Annotated in this window: 18 protein-coding genes; 16 read left to right on the forward strand and 2 right to left on the reverse strand. The window is 52.5% G+C overall.

The genetic code is table 11. From position 1 onward, the window contains the following. Positions 1-254: 254 nt before the first annotated feature. Complete coding sequence (locus BJU60_RS00005; RefSeq protein WP_236633359.1) at positions 255-569, reverse strand: YtpI family protein; 315 nt, start codon at positions 567-569, stop codon at positions 255-257. 76 nt (positions 570-645) lie between these two features. Between BJU60_RS00005 and BJU60_RS00010 the strand changes: the two genes are divergently transcribed. Next, positions 646-1611, forward strand: a complete 966-nt coding sequence (locus BJU60_RS00010; RefSeq protein WP_070326931.1) for a DHH family phosphoesterase — start codon at positions 646-648, stop codon at positions 1609-1611. A gap of 16 nt (positions 1612-1627) precedes the next feature. Here BJU60_RS00010 and BJU60_RS00015 read toward each other — a convergent pair whose 3' ends face one another. Beyond that, a complete protein-coding gene (locus BJU60_RS00015) occupies positions 1628-1819 on the reverse strand; it encodes a hypothetical protein (protein ID WP_016508471.1) in 192 nt (63 codons plus the stop codon). Between the two features lie 62 nt (positions 1820-1881). Here BJU60_RS00015 and dnaE point away from each other — a divergent pair, with 62 nt between their 5' ends. The 15 genes from dnaE (at position 1882) to coaE (ending at position 21567) form a co-directional block, all read left to right on the forward strand. Further along, complete coding sequence (gene dnaE, locus BJU60_RS00020; protein ID WP_070326932.1) at positions 1882-5088, forward strand: DNA polymerase III subunit alpha; 3207 nt, start codon at positions 1882-1884, stop codon at positions 5086-5088. Positions 5089-5216: 128 nt separating this feature from the next. Further along, a complete protein-coding gene (locus BJU60_RS00025; RefSeq protein WP_233589565.1) occupies positions 5217-5717 on the forward strand; it encodes a FadR/GntR family transcriptional regulator in 501 nt (166 codons plus the stop codon). Between the two features lie 14 nt (positions 5718-5731). Then, the gene (accD, locus tag BJU60_RS00030; protein ID WP_070327893.1) at positions 5732-6586 is read left to right on the forward strand and encodes an acetyl-CoA carboxylase, carboxyltransferase subunit beta; all 855 of its coding nucleotides are present in this window, start codon (positions 5732-5734) and stop codon (positions 6584-6586) included. Beyond that, positions 6579-7514, forward strand: coding sequence for an acetyl-CoA carboxylase carboxyl transferase subunit alpha (gene accA / locus BJU60_RS00035; protein ID WP_070326934.1), 936 nt, complete (start codon positions 6579-6581; stop codon positions 7512-7514). Before accD ends, accA begins: the two co-directional genes overlap by 8 nt. Positions 7515-7674: 160 nt before the next feature. Beyond that, complete coding sequence (pfkA, locus tag BJU60_RS00040; RefSeq protein ID WP_083273929.1) at positions 7675-8643, forward strand: 6-phosphofructokinase; 969 nt, start codon at positions 7675-7677, stop codon at positions 8641-8643. 95 nt (positions 8644-8738) lie between these two features. Then, positions 8739-10481 (forward strand): pyruvate kinase, encoded by a 1743-nt coding sequence (pyk, locus tag BJU60_RS00045; RefSeq protein WP_070326936.1) that lies wholly within the window; start codon positions 8739-8741, stop codon positions 10479-10481. A 68-nt stretch (positions 10482-10549) separates the two neighbouring features. Continuing rightward, positions 10550-11014, forward strand: a complete 465-nt coding sequence (locus BJU60_RS00050) for a DUF441 domain-containing protein (RefSeq protein ID WP_016508479.1) — start codon at positions 10550-10552, stop codon at positions 11012-11014. A gap of 184 nt (positions 11015-11198) precedes the next feature. After that, positions 11199-12311 (forward strand): citrate synthase, encoded by a 1113-nt coding sequence (gene citZ / locus BJU60_RS00055; RefSeq protein ID WP_070326937.1) that lies wholly within the window; start codon positions 11199-11201, stop codon positions 12309-12311. 114 nt (positions 12312-12425) lie between these two features. Then, the gene (gene icd / locus BJU60_RS00060; protein ID WP_070326938.1) at positions 12426-13697 is read left to right on the forward strand and encodes an NADP-dependent isocitrate dehydrogenase; all 1272 of its coding nucleotides are present in this window, start codon (positions 12426-12428) and stop codon (positions 13695-13697) included. Between the two features lie 40 nt (positions 13698-13737). After that, positions 13738-14673: a malate dehydrogenase gene (gene mdh, locus BJU60_RS00065; protein ID WP_070326939.1), complete on the forward strand. Its 936-nt coding sequence runs from the start codon at positions 13738-13740 to the stop codon at positions 14671-14673. Between the two features lie 196 nt (positions 14674-14869). Beyond that, positions 14870-15574 (forward strand): response regulator transcription factor, encoded by a 705-nt coding sequence (locus tag BJU60_RS00070; protein ID WP_070326940.1) that lies wholly within the window; start codon positions 14870-14872, stop codon positions 15572-15574. Then, positions 15571-17298 carry a two-component system histidine kinase PnpS gene (gene pnpS, locus BJU60_RS00075; RefSeq protein ID WP_070326941.1) on the forward strand — a complete coding sequence of 576 codons (1728 nt, stop codon included), beginning with the start codon at positions 15571-15573 and terminating at the stop codon, positions 17296-17298. The genes BJU60_RS00070 and pnpS overlap by 4 nt, the downstream gene beginning before the upstream one ends. 208 nt (positions 17299-17506) lie before the next feature. Beyond that, on the forward strand, positions 17507-20104 hold the full coding sequence (polA, locus tag BJU60_RS00080) for a DNA polymerase I (RefSeq protein ID WP_070326942.1): 2598 nt from the start codon (positions 17507-17509) through the stop codon (positions 20102-20104). A gap of 20 nt (positions 20105-20124) precedes the next feature. Continuing rightward, positions 20125-20949, forward strand: a complete 825-nt coding sequence (gene mutM / locus BJU60_RS00085; RefSeq protein WP_070326943.1) for a DNA-formamidopyrimidine glycosylase — start codon at positions 20125-20127, stop codon at positions 20947-20949. A 12-nt stretch (positions 20950-20961) separates the two neighbouring features. Further along, a complete protein-coding gene (gene coaE / locus BJU60_RS00090; protein WP_070326944.1) occupies positions 20962-21567 on the forward strand; it encodes a dephospho-CoA kinase in 606 nt (201 codons plus the stop codon). Positions 21568-21573 lie beyond the last annotated feature (6 nt).

The raw sequence follows: 21573 nt of genomic DNA on the forward strand, positions 1-21573 counted from the left end.
TCGTTTTCCTGGAGACGGACTTCTAAATCTAGGGGCAAAACCAACTGGTTCATGGTATACTCTTTGTACATAGGGGCACCTCCAAAGTTATGGTTTGGTCACTTTAACTTTATCAAAGGTCGCCCCTATCTGTTTAGTCTGAAATGCGTGCACGAACCCATAAAAATGAGAAGAGGCCACCGGGAGCGAACAAGTCGCTCCCGGTGGCCTCTTTCTTATAAATCTACTGGGTTATGTCCCAGCCTCTTTACATATTAAGATTGGTTGATTGGTTCTTCAGACGCCTTCGGGAAAATCTTGCGATAGCGAATGATTCCGACGATTGCGTTGCCAAGCCCGAGGACGAGCATGACGATGCTGACGATCCAGCCGATGGTCGAATTGAGGCCGAGGCCGCCGAGCATCTGGTTGATGGCGAACAGCGCCAAAAACAAGCTGAGCCAGATGAGCGCTTGCGTGTTGAACAACGCTTTCCGGTACGGCGTCTTCGTCAAGAAGGCCCGACGTTTATAGACCAAATACGCACCGAGTGAGAACAAGATGAGTCCGATCATGATTAATTGACTCAAGTGAGAAACCCCTTTCAAACGTATAATCTGTTATCATCATACCATAGAATGGACATCAAGAAAGCGAGGAACGACCATGGCACATTGGCCTGAAGCAACAACGATATTGAAGTTAATCGAGGCGGCGGACACGATTATGATCCATCGACACGTCCGTCCCGATCCGGATGCGCTCGGAAGTCAACTCGGCTTAAAGCGGATCATCGAGCGGGCCTACCCGGATAAACACGTTTACGTCGTCGGCGGGATTGCCCGCGACCTCGAATTTTTAGGGAAGATGCAACACGTGGAGCCGGAGATGTATGACGAGGCGCTCGTCCTCGTGCTTGATACAGCGAACCACGAACGAATCGATGGACCATACGCCTTGAAAGGGAAGACCGTCGTCAAGATCGACCACCATCCTGACGAAGACGAGTATGCGACACATCAGATCGTCGATACGACGGTCAGTTCGACGTCGGAGATTGTGGCCGAGCTCGCTCGGATATGGGGCTTGGCTATCGATGAGCAGTCGGCGTTCTTACTTTTCGCGGGCATCGTCGGTGATACGGGACGCTTCCAGTTCCGGAACGCGACGCCGCACACGTTTGAGATCGCTGCTGACTTGATCAGTTACGGCATCGACACGAACCGCTTGTACCGCCAAATGTATAAGACGAACTTGGCGACACTCCAACTGCAAGGTTACGTCCTGCAAAACGTTCAAGTGACAGAGGCGGGCGTCGGATATGTCAAAATCGACGCCGACGTGCTCCGGACGTTTCATGCGACGCCGGAAGCGGCATCGTTGCTCGTCAACAGCTTCTCTGGACTGGAGGGGTTGAAATGTTGGGTCATGTTCGTCGAGAACAAAGATGAGATTCGTGTCCGTATCCGCTCGAAAGGCCCGGTCATCAATGAAGTCGCCAAACGTTACCGTGGCGGCGGGCATCCGATGGCAGCCGGTGCGACAATTGACACGTGGGAAGAAATGGACGATGTGATTGCCGCACTAGAAGAAGTGGCCGCACCGTTCGAATTTGAAAATGAAGAGAGCTGACCGCGGTCAGCTCTCTTCATTTTGTATCGTCGTCTTGTGGAATGAACCACGTGCCGCGATCGGTGACGTCTTCGACGACGTCTAGTTGGTACTCGGTAATGTATTTGCGCAGCCGTTCGATAATTTCAGGACTGTCGGCAAATACGGTCTGTCCGTTCTGTAAAAGTTCTAACTTGTCGCGCGCGATTTTACCCCGATTAATAATCATACGCTTTTACCCCCTTTTATCATTCGTTTTGTCTATAATTATTGTATCAGAGAAGCATCGAGATGAGTTTGACAATTAAAAAAAAAGAGAGGGGGGCGCTTGTGCTCCATTTAAATGTAAGATCAGCGTTTAGCTTGATGCATAGCACGATTCGCTTAGAGCAATATGTCGCCTCGATGGCGGAGCGGGGGAGTAAGTCGGTCGCGGTCGCAGATGACGCGTTTTATGGCGTTCCTCAATTTGTGAGACTATGCGAACGCTATGCGGTCAAGCCGGTCATCGGTCTACGGACGAGCCTACATGTCGATGGGCTCGAGTTGGCCGTGCTCGTGTATGCGATGACCGACCTAGATATTCCAAAGCTGTATCGCATCGTCGAGGCAGGCGGATTGACCGAACCGACGGATTTATCGGTCGTCATCTTACCTGAGAATTGGAAAACGAGTGACCCGGTCCACCGACGTCGTTTGTTTAACCGTATACTCGGCTTTGTGGCAGAAGAACGGTTATGGCTCGGGTTGCCTGCTCCGCAGACGACCGAACAGACGCTCATCGTCAAACAGCTTCGGGGGATGCGCGAAGAACTCGGTGTTCGTTTAGTGCCGACGCCAGAGACATGCTATATGCGACCAGAAGATTTTGAAGCGTATCGTGCCATCGTCGCAATCGGGGAAGGCGAGGTCATCTCCCAAGAGGACGTTCATCAAAAAGGCAAGTATGTGCGGCTGCCGAGCGAGATGAACGACTGGTTCGAACCCATGGAGCTCGAGGAACTCGCGCGATTCGAACAACTTGCGTCGGTAACGCATATTCCGGCCGCGACTGCCGCGATCCCGGAACTGCCTGATGCCGTCGAACGACTCAAACGTCTCGTCGCGGAGCGATTGAAAGCACTCGATTTGCTCACCGACACGTATATCAATCGGGCCCGGTACGAGCTTGACGTCATCGCCGGTACGGGGTTCGCCTCATACTTTTTGATTGTCGAGGACATCGTTCGCTTCGCCAGGGAGCAGGGCATCGAAGTCGGTCCAGGGCGTGGTTCGGCGGCCGGGTCGCTCGTCAGTTTCGCGCTTCATATTACAGAAGTCGATCCTGTTCGCTTCGATTTGCTGTTTGAACGTTTCTTGAACCCGGAACGGATCAGTATGCCAGACATTGATTTAGACTTCGAAGACGAACGGAGAGACGAGGTCGTCCAGTACGTGCTTGACAAGTATGGACTGCATCACGCCGCTCAAATCGGTACGTTAGCGACGTTCGGAGCGAAGGCGGCGCTGCGTGACGTGGCCCGCGCTCTCGGGATGACGCTTGAAGAAGGCCAGGCTGCCAGTAAACAAGTCAAGGACGACGGGATCGCGGGCATTACGAACAATCCGACTAAAATGAAGTGGTTTGCCGGAAGTCAAAAACGGTCGCACCTGTTGACGATCGCTTCTCAATTGGAAGGGTTGCCGAGACAAGCATCGATCCATGCGGCCGGGATCGTCTTGAGCCGAGATCCGCTTGACACGGTAACGCCGCTACAACCGACGGACGGGGGCCAAGTGACACAATATAATATGAAGGATCTCGAGGCGCTCGGACTGCTGAAAATCGATTTGCTCGGTCTCCGGAACTTGACACGATTGCGCGAGATGGAGATGTTGATTCGTGACACCGATTCACTATTCTCGCTGAAATCGATCCCGCTCGATGACAATCGGACGTTACGTGTTCTCGCACGAGGCGATACAGACGGCGTCTTTCAGTTTGAGTCGGACGGGATGAAGCAGGCGCTGCGGCAAGTGAAACCGACCGAGTTTGAAGATATCGTCGTTACGATGTCGCTTTATCGCCCTGGACCGATGCAGTTCATCGAGACGTATGCCAAACGCAAGCACGGGATGCCGTACAAGCCGGTCCATCCGATCGTTGGCGAAGTGATGGAGACGACTAAAGGCGTGCTCGTCTACCAAGAACAAGTCATGAAGTTATTGCGCGAACTCGCCGGATATTCATACGCCGAGGCCGATTTGATTCGTCGAGCCATCGCTAAAAAGGATATGGCCGCCATCGAGGTCGAGAAAACCCGTTTTTTGGAGAAGACGGCGGAGTACGACACGGATTCGATGCGACAAGTGTTCTCATGGATTGAAAAATTCGCGGGCTACGGGTTCAACCGGTCGCACGCCGTCGCCTATAGTTTGATCAGTTATCGATTGGCGTATGTGAAAGCACACTTTGAACGCATTTTTTATCTCGTGACGTACGATAAGACGAATCAACTCGTGCGTATGCTAAGGAAAGGGAAAATCCCCGTCTATCCTCCTGACGTCTTGCACGGGAAAGCGGGAGCGTCTCTAGAAGGTCCGGGAGTCCGTCTCGGCCTCAAGGCGATTCAAGGATTGACGAAGCGGGACGTGGAACGATTGATTGAGCATCACGATCAGTTCACCGATGTGAAACGACTCGTGGAACTGATGGACTGGGGAACGAAAGATCAGTTGAAATTGCGCCGTCTGCTCGGTTCCGGGGCGTTAGACCGCATGTACCACGGGGAGCGGAGCCGGGCTTTCCGGGCCGTGGAACGCTTGCGGGAAGAGGCGGGGACACATCTGCTCCCGGATGAACTGTCGGCCCTCGGTTTGAAACGGACCGAGACGCCGGAACCGAATTGGTCGGAAGAAGAACGCGAGGCGCTCGGGACGTGGATCGTCCACTCACCTTTGACGACGGTGGCACCGCTTCAAGTGGACACGGCCACGATCGAGGAAGTGTTGCGCGGCGACAGAGGGTTCATCGTCGTCTACGTCGATGCGATCCGGACGTTCAAGACGAAGAAAAACGAGGAGATGGGTGTCGCCATGGTCGATGACGGGGTCTCGCAAGATGAGGTCGTCATCTTCCCACGCGTGTTCGCAAACTACGCACGCTCGCTCTATGTCGGGAACGTCCTGTTGCTCGAGGTTCATCCAAACGAGCGGGACGGGCGGATTCAACTCGTCGTGGAGCGGGTGCGGCCGTTAAATGGTCAAGCGTTGTTCGTCCGGCTTCGCCGTGAATCGTTCGCCGAGCTCGAAGAACTCCTTCATACGGCAAGTGGGGACGTCCCGGTGATTTGTCGCTTCTCCGACTCAAAAGAGGTGAAGCAATTGGCGTCTGCTTACTCGGTCAATCCAACGGAATCCTTCATGACCGCTTTGAAGAGCCGGTTCGGGGAAGCGGACGTCGTCTTGAAGCGGGTCGATTCAAAAACGTCCGGCGCGGGAACTAGTACCAAGTCATAAAAAGTGGTATAATCTGTTTGATTGGTCTGACCACTTTAAAGAGAATGCCATCCGAAAAGGAGTTGAACGGTCAGATGCATGGAAAATACGCATCCTCATTTCACGAAAACATTTCTAAAATTAGATCGTTGATCGTTCAGGCATCGCTCGCGCCGGGCGACCGTCTTCCATCCGAACGTGAACTGGCCGAGACGCTTTCAATCAGCCGCGCTTCGGTCCGAGAGGCGCTTCGGGCCCTCAGCTTTCTTGGGATCGTGGAGACGCGTCACGGGGGCGGGACGTTTTTGTGCGAGCAAGATCGGCACCGCTACATCGAGATCTTGTCTGAGTTTATCGTCACGAAACAGACGAAAGCGTCCGACATCGTCGACATGTTGCGGTTGCTTGAGCGCCTTGCGTTTTCTGAAGTCGAGCCGACACCGGAGCGGGTCAAGCTGCTCGAAGCGAACTTAGCGAATGATCGCGAGTTCCGTCAACAGCTGATTCTAGGCCTAGACAACGAGCTCTTCATTCGAATTTGGAGTGAAGTGAACCGATTTTATGACGGGACGGACGCAGGTGAACTGTATACGATCGAAGAACGAACACAATTATTGGAGATGTGGCGCAAGGTGAGGATGCCGGAATGAACGAGGGGGAAGCGATGACTGCTTTTTTCAAGAAACCAAAACGATACATGCCGTTGCGTCAACGAGAACCGAAAATTGACGCACCACAAGGATTGATGACAAAATGTCCATCCTGTAAATATATGCATTACACGAAACAATTGAACGAACACCATAAAGTGTGCGATTGTGGCTACCATTTCCCGCTCAGTGCAGATGAGCGGATTCGATTGCTCACTGATGAGAACTCATTCGTGAAATTTGCTGGACCGCGCGTGAAAGAAAATCCGCTCGGTTTTCCAGATTATGAAGAAAAATTAAAAAAAGACAGGGAACGAACTGGGATTGAAGAGGCGATTGTCTGCGGCCGGGGGATGATCTCTGGCCGTCACGCCGTCATCTGTGTCATGGACGCGCGCTTCCGGATGGGGTCAATGGGAGCTTACGTCGGGGAAGCGATCGCTTCAGCCGTCCGGACTGCGACTGCGGAACGATTACCTGTCGTGTTGTTCACCGCTTCAGGCGGTGCGCGCATGCAAGAAGGGATGGTCAGCCTCATGCAGATGGCGAATACGTCCATCGCGCTCAAGCAACATGACGAGGCCGGATTGCTGTATATCGCCTACTTGACCCATCCGACGACAGGTGGCGTCTCGGCTAGTTTTGCCATGCTCGGTGACTTGAACGTCGCCGAACCGGGTGCGTTGATCGGCTTCGCCGGACGGCGGATCATTGAACAGACGATTCGTGAAAAATTACCAGACAACTTCCAAACTGCTGAGTTCTTGCTAGAGGCTGGTCAACTCGATGCCGTCGTTCATCGTGAACAGATGCGTTCGTTCTTAAAGAACATCATCGATTTACATGACGGGGGGGCACATCATGTTTGACTCAACGAAAGAATTGAACGAACAACTCATGAAGTTGCGCGAGATGGCGGAAACGAAAGGGATCGACCTATCCCGGGAGATCCGCCATCTCGAGACGAAGCTCCACCGATTAGAAAAAGACAATTATGGGAATATGAAACCGTGGGATCGCGTGCAATTGGCACGGAACCCGAAACGGCCGACGACGCTCGACTATATCGATCAGCTGTTCCCAGATTTTATTGAACTGCATGGCGACCGACATGGATATGATGATGCGGCGATCGTCGCGGGGATTGCCACGCTCGACGGTGTCCCGGTGACAATCATCGGCCATCAACGCGGCCGCAATACGAAAGAGAACATGTTGCGAAACTTTGGCATGCCTCATCCGGAAGGGTATCGCAAAGCGTTACGGTTCATGAAGCAGGCCGAGAAGTTCAACCGGCCGGTCATCACGTTCATTGACACGAAAGGTGCTTACCCGGGTAAGGCGGCCGAAGAACGCGGACAAAGCGAGGCAATCGCACGCAACTTGTTTGAGATGGCGACGTTGAAAGTCCCGATCGTTTCTGTCGTCATCGGCGAGGGCGGTTCTGGAGGAGCGCTCGGCATCGGTGTCTGCGACCGGCTGCTCATGCTCGAGAACAGCACGTACTCGGTCATCTCGCCAGAAGGTGCGGCAGCACTGCTTTGGAAAGACGCGAAGCTGGCGGAACGGGCCGCTGAAACGATGAAGATTACAGCACAAGATTTGCTCGATTTAGGGATTGTCGATGAGATTGTGACGGAAGTGTTTGGCGGAGCCCACATCGATGTGTCACTACAGTCTTCGCTCTTGAAGCCTGTATTAACACAGCATGTCAGTGAGTTGGTGAAACGCTCGCGCGATGAGTTGCTGCAAGGGCGCGCTGCCAAATATCATCAAATTGGCACATTTGGCTCGTGAAAACGGTAACAACCGCTTGAGGTTCACGTTAAACCACTCACGAAATGACTGCTTCCGACGGTACCCCATGCATTTTTTTCACATACTTGTGTTGTAAAACAAAGGTCAGACATGGTATTTTTATTTCAGATTTCGTTAAAACACATAAGAGGTGAGTGACGTGAATTTAAGACGAATTGCGGTATTGACAAGTGGGGGAGACGCCCCTGGAATGAACGCTGCAGTCCGTGCAGTGACCCGAAAAGCAATTTTTGAAGGTCTAGAAGTGTACGGTGTGTATAACGGCTATCAAGGTTTGATTGAAGGCGATCTCGTTGAATTGAATCTAGGTTCAGTCGGCGATATCATTCAACGCGGAGGAACGTTCTTACGTTCTGCCCGTTGCCCAGAGTTTAGAACTGAAGAAGGCCGGGCTAAAGCGGTCAAACAGTTGAAGAAATTCAACATCGATGCGCTTGTTGTCGTAGGCGGAGACGGTTCTTACCGTGGAGCTCAGAAGTTGACGGAGCTTGGTTTCCCGACAATCGGGCTGCCTGGTACGATCGACAATGATATTCCGGGAACGGACGCGACGATCGGATTTGACACAGCGCTCAACACAGCGCTCGATGCGATCGATAAGATTCGTGACACGGCTTCTTCACATGAACGTACGTATGTCATTGAAGTGATGGGTCGCGACGCGGGTGACATCGCTCTTTACGCCGGTCTTGCCGGTGGAGCGGAGTCGATCCTCGTCCCAGAACGTCCTGAAGACTTGAGTGCGATTGTTGAGCGGATCAACCATGGTGTTGCCCGCGGCAAGAAACATTCGATTGTCGTCGTTGCTGAAGGAGCTGGCAGTGCCGAAGAGATTGGTAAGCTCATTGCTGAGCAGACAAACTCGGAAACACGTGTCACGATCCTTGGACATATCCAACGTGGTGGTTCACCAACTGCCGCCGACCGCGTACTTGCTAGCCGGATGGGCGCTTACGCCGTTGAAATCCTGTTAGAAGGCAAAGCTGGACGGGTCGTTGGAATCCGTGGCGGTAAAATGATGGACCTCGATATCGACGAGGCGCTCGACCATAACAAGCATACGCTTGACATGAAGTTGATCGACCTGTCGAACCAACTTTCGATTTAACGAGTGACAGTGAACTCCACAGAGACGGGATCAGGTCAATCGACCCCCCGTTTTCTGTGTGTAAATGTAATACATCCCCTAGGAGGTTTTTATTTATGCGTAGAACGAAAATTGTATGTACGATCGGACCAGCTTCAGAGAAGCTTCTCCCAGAAATGATTGAAGCTGGAATGAACGTGGCTCGTCTTAACTTCTCACACGGTGACTACGAAGAGCACGGAGCACGTATCCGCGACATCCGTGAAGCATCACGCGTCGCAGGCAAAATCGTGACTGTCCTTCTCGATACGAAAGGTCCTGAAATTCGGACGCATACGTTCGCAGACGGAAAGGCACTCCTTGAAAAAGGGAAAGAAGTGACAATCGTCTCAACAGAAGAAATCGTCGGAACGAAAGACCGTTTCTCGGTCACGTACGAAGGATTGTTCGATGACGTCGAAGTCGGTTCTAGCATCATGCTCGATGACGGACTCATCGGTCTCCGTGTCGTCGAAAAACTTCCGAACCGCGATCTTCGTTGCATCATCGAAAACGAAGGCGTCATCAAGACGAAGAAAGGTGTAAACTTGCCGAACGTCAAGGTTAACCTTCCTGCCTTAACAGACAAAGATATCGCGGACATCGAGTTCGGTATCTCGCAAGATATCGACGTGATCGCGGCTTCATTCGTACGTCGTGCGTCTGACGTCGTCGCCATTCGTCAACTTCTCGAGAAGCACGATGCGTCGCACATCAAGATTTACCCGAAAATTGAAAACCAAGAAGGTGTCGATAACATCGACGAGATCTTGTCTATCTCTGACGGTTTGATGGTTGCACGTGGTGACCTCGGTATCGAGATCCCGACTGAAGAAGTCACACCGGTACAAAAAGAATTGATCAAGAAGTGTAACGACCTCGGTAAGCCGGTCATCACAGCGACACAAATGCTTGACTCGATGCAACGCAACCCGCGCCCGACACGTGCGGAAGCGTCTGACGTTGCCAACGCCATCCTCGATGGTACGGATGCGGTCATGCTCTCAGGTGAGACGGCTGCAGGGGACTACCCAATCGAGTCAGTTCAAATGCAAGCAGCGATCGCTGTTCGTACAGAGCGTATGCTTGACTACAAAAACTTGCTCAAAGATCGTCAAAAACGCAGTGAGCATACGGTAACGGATGCGATCTCACAAGCGGTTGCCCATACGGCAATCAACTTGAACGCGAAAGCGATCTTGACACCAACACAATCAGGTTACACGGCTGCCCGTACAGCGAAATATCGTCCGGAAGCAAACATTATCGCGGTGACTGAATCAGAGCGCGTCGCTCGTCAGTTGAACCTCGTTTGGGGCGTATACCCGATCGTTGCTGACACGATGCCGAACAACACGGATGAGATGTTGGTTCAAGCGTCTGAAGCAGCTCGTCACGCTGGACTTGTCACAGACGGCGACCTCGTTGTCATCTCAGCAGGTATTCCGGCAGCGACTTCTGGTACGACGAACATGATGAAAATTCACATCGTCGGACACGCTCTTGCAAACGGACGCGGCATCGGTGAGCGCGGCCTCGTCGGAGAAGTCGTCGTTGCGAACAACGCGGACGAAGCGAACGCTAAAGCAAAAGACGGCATGATCCTCGTGGCACCGTTCACTGATAAAGAAATGATGCCAGCGATCGAAAAAGCAGCCGGCATCATCACAGAAGACGGTGGATTGACGAGCCATGCCGGCATCGTTGGACCATCGCTCCGTAAACCGGTCATCGTCGGTGTTGAATCTGCAACGTCTACGTTCCGTGACGGACAGATGATCTCGATCGACCCGCTTACTGGAAAAATTTATAACGCGTAATCGAATGACAATCGAACCGACCTTCTCATGAGGTCGGTTCTTTTTCCATTCAGAAAGAGGGATGAATCATGGGTGCTTATTTATTTCTGCTATTACTCGTCTTGATCGGCGTGATTTCCCATAATCAATCGGTCATAATCGCGAGCAGTGTACTCTTAATCATTAAAGCAATCGGCTTCGGTGACCAGCTGTTCCCGACGCTCGCCGCAAAAGGGATCCATTGGGGTGTGACGATCATCACGATCGCCGTCCTCGTCCCGATCGCGACCGGAGACATAGGTTTTAGAGAATTGTGGAATAGTATTAAAGGACCGGTCGGCATCATTGCCTTTTCGTCCGGTATCTTCGTCGCCCTCGCCGCCGCCCAGGGCGTGCAACTGATGCGTGTCGACCCGGTCGTGACGACGGCCTTGCTCGCAGGCACCATTCTTGCGGTCGGATTCATGAAAGGCGTTCCGGTCGGTCCGCTCGTTGGTGCCGGGATTGCCGCGCTCATTTTAGGGGGATATAACCTTATCGAGAAGTGGGTTTGACATTTTTTTACGACTGGATACGCTTACATTTCTTTTTTTCAGTAAATTGTTTATACTAGACGGAGGACAGGGTGGCGCGAACTCGATACGTGCTGGGGAGATTTATCGAACCCCCACCCTTATTCCCTGCAAACAGACTGTATGATGCGGTCGACTACTTTCAAAGACTGAGGGGGAGTTATTAATGTCAACAACTAAAGGGTTAGAAGGAATTGTGGCGGCAGCCTCAAAAGTCAGTTCGATCATTGATGGACAATTGACTTATGGAGGATACACAATCGATGACTTGGCAGACCATGCCACGTTCGAAGAAGTCGTCTTTCTATTATGGAACGACCGCCTTCCGAAGGCAGATGAATTAACGAAACTCTCAGAAGCGCTCGTTCAAGAAGCGAAGTTGCCAGAAGACGTTATCGCGACACTCGAGCGGGCACCAAAGTCTGCGAACGCGATGGCCACGATTCGTACGGCACTCTCTCAACTCGCGTTGTACGATGAAGAGGCTGAAGACATGAGCGAAGAGGCAAACATGCGTAAAGCGATTCGTCTTCAAGCACAAATCGCGACGATCGTGACTGCTTTCGCGCGGTTACGGAAAGGTAAGCAACCGATTGCGCCGAAGCAAGGCTTGTCGTATGCAGCCAATTTCTTATATATGTTGAACGGGGAAGAGCCGAATGAAGTCGCCGAGACGACGATCGACAAGGCGCTCATTCTTCACGCCGACCATGAGTTGAACGCTTCGACGTTCACAGCCCGTGTCTGCGTAGCGACGCTCTCAGATATGTATTCTGGTGTGACGGCAGCGATGGGCGCACTCAAAGGTCCACTTCACGGTGGCGCCAACGAGGCGGTCATGAAGATGCTTCACGAAATCGGTTCGGTCGACAAAGTCGAAGACTACGTGCGCGGCAAGTTCGAACGCCGTGAGAAGATCATGGGCTTCGGTCACCGTGTTTATAAGGACGGTGATCCGCGTGCGAAACACTTGAAAGAGATGAGTCGCCAACTGACGGCTCAAATCAATGAGCCACATTGGTACGAGATGTCTGAGAAGATCGATCACCTCGTCGAGACTGAAAAAGGGCTCAAACCGAACGTCGACTTCTACTCGGCTTCGACGTACTATGCGCTCGGCCTTGACGAAGAGCTGTTCACGCCGATCTTCGCGGTCTCGCGGATGTCAGGCTGGATCGCACACATCCTCGAGCAATACGCCGACAACCGTCTCATTCGTCCGCGTGCCGAGTACGTAGGCGAAACGAATCGTTCATACGTACCGGTAAACGAGCGTTAATTGACGCATCGTTCGAAGATTGCGTCACAATTTAGACATAAACTTTGGTAAACTAACAGATGACGTAGGTCGGCGCTCGCGTCGGCCTACATAAATGTACTTAGGGGGATTCATATGTCAACACAAGGTCAAAAGATTACAGTAGAAAACGGTGCACTCAACGTACCAAACGTACCAACGATTCCATTCATCATCGGAGATGGAACAGGCCCAGACATCTGGAACGCTGCAGTCCGCGTCTTTGATGCAGCTGTCGAGAAAGCATACGGCGGCGAGAAGAAAATCGAATGGAAAGAAGTGTTCGCTGGCGAGAAGGCGTTCAACCAAACGGGTGAGTGGCTTCCTAACGAGACGCTCGACGAGATCCGTGAATATTTGATTGCCATCAAAGGACCGCTCACGACACCGGTCGGCGGCGGAATCCGTTCACTCAATGTTGCGCTCCGTCAAGAACTTGACTTGTACACGTGCTTGCGTCCTGTCCGTTACTTCACTGGCGTCCCGTCACCGGTCAAACGTCCTGAAGACACAGACATGGTCATCTTCCGTGAGAACACAGAAGATATTTATGCAGGGATCGAATACGCTTCAGGCAGCGACGAAGTGAAGAAGTTGATCACGTTCTTGAAAGAAGAGATGAACGTCAACAAGATCCGTTTCCCAGAAACATCGGGTATCGGCATCAAGCCGATCTCGTCAGAAGGAACAAAACGTCTCGTTCGGGCATCGCTCGAATACGCGATCGCGAACAACCGTAAATCGCTCACGCTCGTCCATAAAGGTAACATCATGAAGTTCACAGAAGGCGCCTTCAAAAACTGGGGGTATGAACTCGCAGAAGAAGAGTACGGCGACAAAGTGTTCACATGGGCCCAGTATGACCGCATCAAAGAAGAGTCAGGCGAAGCTGCTGCGAACGAAGCGCAATCGAAAGCGGAAGCGGAAGGCAAGATCATCGTGAAAGATTCAATCGCTGATATCTTCCTCCAACAAATCTTGACTCGTCCGCGTGAGTTCGACGTCGTCGCGACAATGAACTTGAACGGTGACTACATCTCGGACGCGCTCGCTGCCCAAGTCGGCGGAATCGGGATCGCACCAGGGGCGAACATCAACTACGTGACAGGACACGCCATCTTCGAAGCGACACACGGTACGGCACCGAAGTATGCTGGTCTTGACAAAGTCAACCCGTCATCTGTCATCTTGTCAGGTGAGATGATGCTCCGTCACATGAACTGGAACGAAGCGGCTGACCTCATCGTTCGTTCGATGGAGAATACGATCGCATCGAAAGTCGTCACATACGACTTTGCCCGTCTCATGGATGGCGCGACAGAAGTGAAATGTTCAGAGTTTGCGGATGAACTGATCAAAAACATGTAAGTAGCACTCAAGTTTGGACTAAACCAAGGGGGAGAGCACAATGATTCGTCGCAACAAAATTTCTGTTATCGGTAGCGGATTCACGGGGGCCACGACGGCACTATACTTGGCTCAAAAAGAGTTAGGAGACGTCGTCCTTCTCGACATGCCAGAGTTTGAGAACCCGACGAAAGGAAAAGCGCTCGATATGCAAGAAACGGCGCCGATTCAAGGATTTGATTCGTTGATCACCGGGACGTCGGATTACGCCGACACGGCTGATTCGGACATCGTCGTCATCACGGCCGGTATCGCCCGCAAGCCGGGCATGAGCCGGGACGACCTCGTCACGACGAACGCTAGCGTCATGCGGTCGGTCACGAAAGAGATTGTCAAGTATTCGCCTGACGCGATCTTGATCGTCTTGACGAACCCGGTCGATGCGATGACGTATACGGTGTTCAAAGAGTCGGGCTTCCCGAAAGAGCGCGTCATCGGCCAGTCCGGCGTGCTTGACACGGCGCGGTTCCGGACGTTCGTCGCTTCGGAGTTGAACGTCTCTGTGAAAGACGTGTCCGGGTTCGTTCTCGGCGGTCACGGCGACGACATGGTGCCGCTCATCCGCTATTCGTATGCAGGAGGCATCCCGCTCGAGAAGTTGTTGCCGAGTGAACGCATCGACGCGATCGTCGCGAGAACGCGTAAAGGTGGCGGTGAGATCGTCCAACTCCTTGGCAACGGTTCGGCGTACTACGCGCCGGCCGCGGCCATCGTCGAGATGGTGGAAGCGATTTTAAAAGATCAACGCCGCATTTTACCGGCCATCACGTATCTTGATGGAGAGTATGGCTTCCGTGACCTCTATCTTGGCGTGCCGACGGTTCTCGGTGCGAACGGGATCGAGCGTGTGCTCGAACTTGACCTGACGGACGAAGAACAAGCCGCGCTCAAGCGCTCGGCTGACTCGGTCCGTTCCGTCTTGAACGTCCTAACTTGAAAGCAAGTCTAGTCTGCGTCGCAGGCTAGACTTTTTTTGTTGGATTCGTTTTTCTTCCAAGCGTGCTAAACTGGAGATAGACAGTGGATTTGTTTTGTTTTTGTAAAGAATTGCTTTGAAGTTGGTCGCGAGTGGGATTGATTTGTAAAATAGGTAGTGTAAACGACTGAACAGATAGATTCGAGGAGGAACTAGTGTGGCCGATAAAGTAATTGTTGTTGATGACGAAGTATCGATTGCGACGTTATTAAAATTTAATTTAGAACAAGCCGGATTTGAGGTCGAGACGGCCCATGATGGAAAAGCAGGGCTTGAATTAGCCGAGAAACAAGACGCGGTGTTGATCATCCTCGACTTGATGTTGCCGGAAATGGACGGGCTTGAAGTATGTAAACGGCTGCGCCAACAAAAAGTGAACACGCCGATCTTAATGTTGACGGCGAAAGACGACGAGTTCGATAAAGTGCTCGGTCTCGAACTTGGCGCTGACGACTATTTGACGAAACCGTTCAGCCCGCGCGAAGTCGTGGCCCGGGTCAAAGCGATTTTGCGCCGGTCAGGTCCACAGGAAACGACGACGGTCGACGCCGACGTCATCGAGATCGGAGACGTCAAAATCATCGCTTCGAACTATGAGGTTTTCAAAAAAGGCGAACGTCTCGAATTGACGCCGAAAGAGTTTGAACTGCTGGCTTATCTCGCCAAAAACAAAGGTCGTGTGTTGACGCGTGATCAACTGCTGTCAGCGATTTGGAACTATGATTTTGTCGGTGATACGCGTATCGTCGACGTTCATATTAGTCATTTGCGTGAAAAAATTGAGCCGGTGACGAAGAAACCGACGTACATCAAGACGATCCGAGGTCTCGGTTATAAGATGGAAGAACCGATGCCCGAATGAAGACGTATCGCTCGCGTTTTTTGACGACACTCATCCTGCTCGTGACGGGCGTGTTGCTGACACTCGGGATCGTGCTCGGTCAACTGTTCAAAGATTTCTATTTGGACTCGGAGCGCGACCGGTTGAAAGAAGACGCCCAACTCGCCGCCTTGTATTTGGACGGGGGCGAACTTGAGCAGATTCGTGACTACGTTCGACAAATCGACGATGAGAGCAGTTTCGACATCTTGCTGTTGAACCGCCGGATGGAAGTGATTGCCGGCACGCCGTTCCGCGTCGGAGCGTTCGAATACCGGATTGACGCCGACACGATTCCGGCTAACGGTGCGTTCGGCAACGCGACACGCGACGATTTGATCCAGTTCACGAAACCGATCGAACTGTCGACCGGTGAAACGGTCTACCTTAGCTTCATCCGCTATATTTCTGACTTAGAAGGTGTCTACAACCGGATTTGGCTGACGGTCGCGCTCGCATTGTTCTTTTCATTCTTCCTCATTCTATTCGTCCTCCACAATCTGACGAACCAGTTCATCCGGCCGATCGATGAGGCGACGATCGTGTTACGCGAACTCGCCGACGGGAATTACCGGGCCCGTGTGTATGAACTACGCAACGATGAAGAGACGGGAAGTCTGGCCGGGTCGATCAACGTCCTCGCTCGTAACTTAGAGACGATTTCGCTCGGGGAGTCGGTGCAGCGGGCAAGGCTCGAGTCACTGATCGAGTATATGGGAGCCGGTCTGTTGCTCGTCGATGAACGCGGTATCGTCACGCTCGTCAACCGGTCGTACCGGGATATGTTCCAATACGACGATTTGATGATCGGCCAGTTTTACCATGGTATTTTACCGAGTCCGGACGTCGAGACGTTGATCGAGGACGTCTATTTGACAGAAGAGCCGCACCGTCGCCAGCTATCGATTCGAATCGGGTTCAACCAAAAGACGTATATGGTGTCAGCTGCCCCGATCTTTAGCGATACCGGCATGCTGCGCGGGACGACGCTATTGTTTAACGACATCTCCGAACTGAAACGGCTTGAGAAAATGCGGAAAGATTTCGTCGCGAACGTGAGCCATGAGTTGAAGACGCCGCTCACTTCGATCAGAGGCTTCAGTGAGACGTTACTCGACGGGGCGAAGGAAGTGCCCGAGTTGCGCGATCAATTTTTGGATATTATCCAAAAAGAAGCGACTCGTATGCAAATGCTCGTCGAGGACTTGCTCGAACTGTCACGGCTCGAGCAGGAAAATTTCCACTTGGAGTTCACGCCTGTCCAGCTCAATCAGCTCGTCGAAGAGGTGTGTCTCGTCTTAAGCCAGAAGGCGGAGCAAAAAGCAATCCATCTTGAAGCGCATCACGACGGCGACGTCGTCTTGCAAGCGGACTTGAATCGGATCAAGCAAGTCATCTTGAACCTTGTCGCGAACGCGATCAACTATTCGCCAGAAGGCAGCCAGGTCGAGATTACGGTCGAGAAGCGGGAGACGACGGCGCGCTTGATCGTCAAAGACGACGGGATCGGCATCGCTCCAAAAGAAGTGAGCCGTATATTCGAACGGTTTTACCGGGTCGACAAGGCCCGGAGTCGAAATTCTGGAGGGACCGGCCTTGGCCTCGCCATCGTCAAGCACATCGTCGATCTTCATCATGCGACGATCCATGTCGACAGCGACGAAGGCGTTGGGACGACGTTCACAATCGAATTCCCGCTCGCTTAACAAGGAATTTATATCGCGTTCACACGAACTTTACAAACAGATGCTACTCTATTGATGAGACCTCTTCATCATCTCGTATCCCGGCCGGTGCTCATCTCCACTCGGTCGAGAAGATTGACCCTTTTCTAGTACTTAGAAAAGGGTCTTTTTTTTCGAGCGCATGTGCCCGTATGATATGATGGATACAGAAGAGAATGGAGGTTGGACGATGAATAAATTACTGCTCCTCGATGGAAACTCACTGACGTATCGTGCGTTTTTCGCGTTGCCTCCGATGACGGATGCATCGGGACGAAACACGAACGCGGTATATGGGTTCACGATGATGCTTTTAAAATTGATGGAAGACGAGCAACCGACGCATTTCGCGGTCGCGTTCGATGCGTCGAAGAAGACGTTCCGCCACGATACATATGCGGACTATAAAGGTGGGCGGCAGAAAACACCAGGTGAGCTCCGCGAACAGTTCCCGATCGTTCGTGAACTGTGTGAGGCGTTCGGGATCAAAGTGCTCGAACTCGATCAATATGAGGCTGATGACATAATCGGGACACTTTCGAAAAACGAGGCGTTCGAACAAGTCACGGTCGTCACGGGTGATAAAGATTTACTTCAACTGATCGATCAGCGAGTCACCGTCTACTTAACGAAACGTGGCATCACTGACGTCGAGACGATGGACGAGGCGGCGTTCCACGAACGTTACGAGGGCTTGGCACCTCGCCAAATGATCGATCTCAAAGGGCTGATGGGCGATAAATCCGATAACATACCGGGAATTCCGGGTGTCGGCGAGAAGACGGCGCTCAAGTTGCTGTCAAATTACGGCTCGGTCGAAGGGCTGTATGAACATACACATGAATTAAAAGGGAAGCAAAAAGAAAAAGTCGAGGCGAACGAGCAGGAAGCCCGGATGTCAAAACAACTCGCGACGATCCATACGGACGTCCCGATCGACGTCAGTGTGGATGACTTACAGTTCCACCCGTATGACGCGGCAAAAGTCAAACCGTTGTTCATGAGCCTTCAGTTCAAATCACTGGTCGGCAAGCTGAACACCGATGCGACGACGGAAGAGGCGGCAGAAGCGCGAGACGTGACGCACGTCGGCATCGAACAGCAAGATTTGTCGGAAGCCGTCCTGTTTATCGAACAGCTGCGGGACGACTATTTCGAAGACGACATCATCGGTGTGGCGATCGCATCGAAAGTCGGTGTGACCGTCGGTGATATGTCGTTGTTAGACGTACCGGACGTGAAGGCTTGGCTAGCGGACGAGACCCGGAAAACAATCTGTTTGGATGCCAAACAGACGATCATTCAATTGAAACGGAACGAATTGACACTTCGCGGCTACGAAGACTTGCTCGTCGCCGGCTATTTGCTCAACTTGTCGGGCGGAACGACGCTCGATTCGATCGCCGCGCACTTCGATTACGCGTTGCCTGAAGACGAGGCCGTCTACGGGAAAGGGGCGAAACTGCACGTGCCGGAACAAGCGGTGCTCGACCAACATCTCGGCGAGAAGGCGATGGCCATCTTCACGTTGTTCGCGAAAGTCATTCCGGAAATCGATGAAAACGAGCAGACGTCACTTTATCAAGATTTAGAACGTCCGCTCGCCTCGGTGCTCGCGGAAATGGAATGGGCCGGAATTCACGTCGACGTGGCGACGCTTCAAGCGATGGAAACCGATCTCAGAGACCGCCTTGATCAGCTCGAGACAGAAATTCACGGATTGGCCGGCGAGTCCTTCAATATCAATTCGCCGAAACAGCTTGGCGTCATCTTGTTTGAGAAGTTGGCACTCCCACCCGTGAAGAAGACGAAAACCGGATACTCGACGGCAGCCGACGTGTTAGAGAAGCTGGCGCCGCTCCATCCGATCGTCGAACATATCATGCATTACCGTGAGCTCGGAAAACTGCAGTCGACGTACGTCGAGGGCTTACAAAAAGTCATCAAAGCGGACGGGAAGATTCATACACGCTACACGCAGACGCTCACACAGACAGGGCGACTGTCATCGGTCAATCCGAACTTGCAAAACATCCCGATTCGGCTCGAGGAAGGACGCCGAATCCGTAAGGCGTTTACGGCAAGTGAGCCGGGCTGGGTGCTGTATGCGGTCGACTACTCGCAGATCGAGCTGCGGATCATGGCGCATATGTCGCAAGACGCGAAGATGCTCGAGGCGTTTTTGAATGACGAAGATATTCATACGTCGACGGCGGCTAACGTGTTCCGTGTCGCCAAAGAAGAAGTGACGTCGCTCATGCGGCGTCAAGCGAAGGCGGTCAACTTCGGAATCATCTATGGCATCAGTGATTATGGATTGTCGCAAAACCTCGGCATCAGCCGTAAAGAAGCGCAGACGTTCATCGACACGTACTTCGAGCAGTTCCCCGGTGTGAAACGCTTCATGGATGCCGCTATCGAGCGGGCGCGGGAACATGGGTATGTAGAGACGATGCTCAAACGTCGCCGTAACATCCCGGACATCCATTCCCGCAACTTCAACTTGCGCGGTTTTGCCGAACGGACGGCTATCAACACGCCGATTCAAGGGACGGCGGCGGACATCATTAAAAAAGCGATGATCGACGTCGATACGGCGCTTCAAGCATCGGGTCTGCAATCGAAACTATTGCTTCAAGTTCACGATGAACTCATCTTTGAAGGACCGCTTGCTGAGACGTCCGCGCTCGAAAAACTTGTGAAGCAAGCGATGGAACATACGATCACACTCGACGTCCCGCTTCGGGCGGACGGCTCGTTCGGTGAGACGTGGTTCGACACGAAATAAAGTAAAGGAAGGAAATCGATATGCCAGAATTACCAGAAGTAGAGACGGTCTGTCGCCGACTGCGACCGTTCGTCTCCGGAAAAACGATTCAAGACGTCAATGTACGCGACGCGAAAATCATTCGCGGACATGAGGCCGACGTGTGGGTACAACAGCTGATCGGCGAGACGATGGTCGACGTCGAGCGGCGCGGCAAGTTCATTTTATTTAAATTGACGAACGGCTACCTCGTCTCTCATTTACGGATGGAAGGGAAATTCTTTCCGCACAGCGAAGCCGTCGATCCGGTCAAGCATACGCACGTCGTCTTCACGTTCACCGACGGTACGAGCCTGCACTATAACGACGTCAGGAAGTTCGGCACGATGGAACTTCGGACGAACGACGAGTTGTTCGTGACGCCGCCGCTGTCGCTGCTCGCGCTCGAGCCGTTCGACCCTGAAGTGACGGCCGAAACGTTGCACGCCCGTCTGAAGCGCATGAACGTGAGAGCGATCAAGACGGCGTTACTCGATCAATCGATTTTTGTCGGTCTCGGCAATATTTATGTCGACGAGACGTTGTTCCGGGCACGGATTCATCCGACCCGGCCAGCAGCCTCGCTTTCACTCACTGAAGTTGAGACCGTCCGTCAAGAAGCGGTCGCTGTGTTATTAGAAGCGATCGAGCGGGGTGGAAGTACGATCCGCAGCTATACGAATCCGGACGGGGCGGCTGGAACGTTTCAAGAGACGCTTTACGTCTACGGGCAGACCGGTGAACCGTGTCACAATTGCGGTCGGCCGATTGAAAAGATGAAACTAGGCGGACGGGGGACGCATTACTGTCCGCACTGCCAACAGTAAGAGGTGGACACAATGTTGAAAATTGGTTTGACAGGCGGCATCGCGACAGGGAAGTCGACGGTGTCCCGCCTATTCCGACAACAAGGGATTCCGATTATCGATGCCGACAAGATTGCCCGTACCGTCGTCGACCCTGAAGGTAAAGCTTACTCTGCTGTCCGAGAAGCGTTTCCGCGCTGTTTTGAAGGTGAGCAGTTGAACCGGCCGGCGCTCGGGCGAGAGATCTTCCATGACGAAGCAAAAAGGAAATTGTTGAATCAGCTCATGCATCCGGCGATCCGGGAAGAAATGCAGGAGCAGATGCATTCCTTTGCGGCAGCAGGGGAATCTGTCGTCATCTTCGACATCCCGCTCTTGTTCGAAGGGACGATGCGTGACCTCGTCGATTATACGGTCGTCGTCTATTGCCGGGAAGAGATGCAGTTGATGCGTCTCATGGAGCGTAACGGCTTGACGAAAGAAGAAGCGCTCGCAAGGATCCACTCGCAAATGCCGATCGAAGAAAAGAAGCATCACGCTGACTTTTTAATCAACAACAACGGGGCACTCGGAGACTTGTTGCCTCAAGTGACGCGTCTCGTCGAACAATTTCAAGACATGAAAAAAGAAGGCGACTGACGCCTT

Source organism: Exiguobacterium aurantiacum (assembly GCF_001766415.1).
Taxonomy (GTDB): Bacteria; Bacillota; Bacilli; order Exiguobacteriales; family Exiguobacteriaceae; genus Exiguobacterium; species Exiguobacterium aurantiacum_A.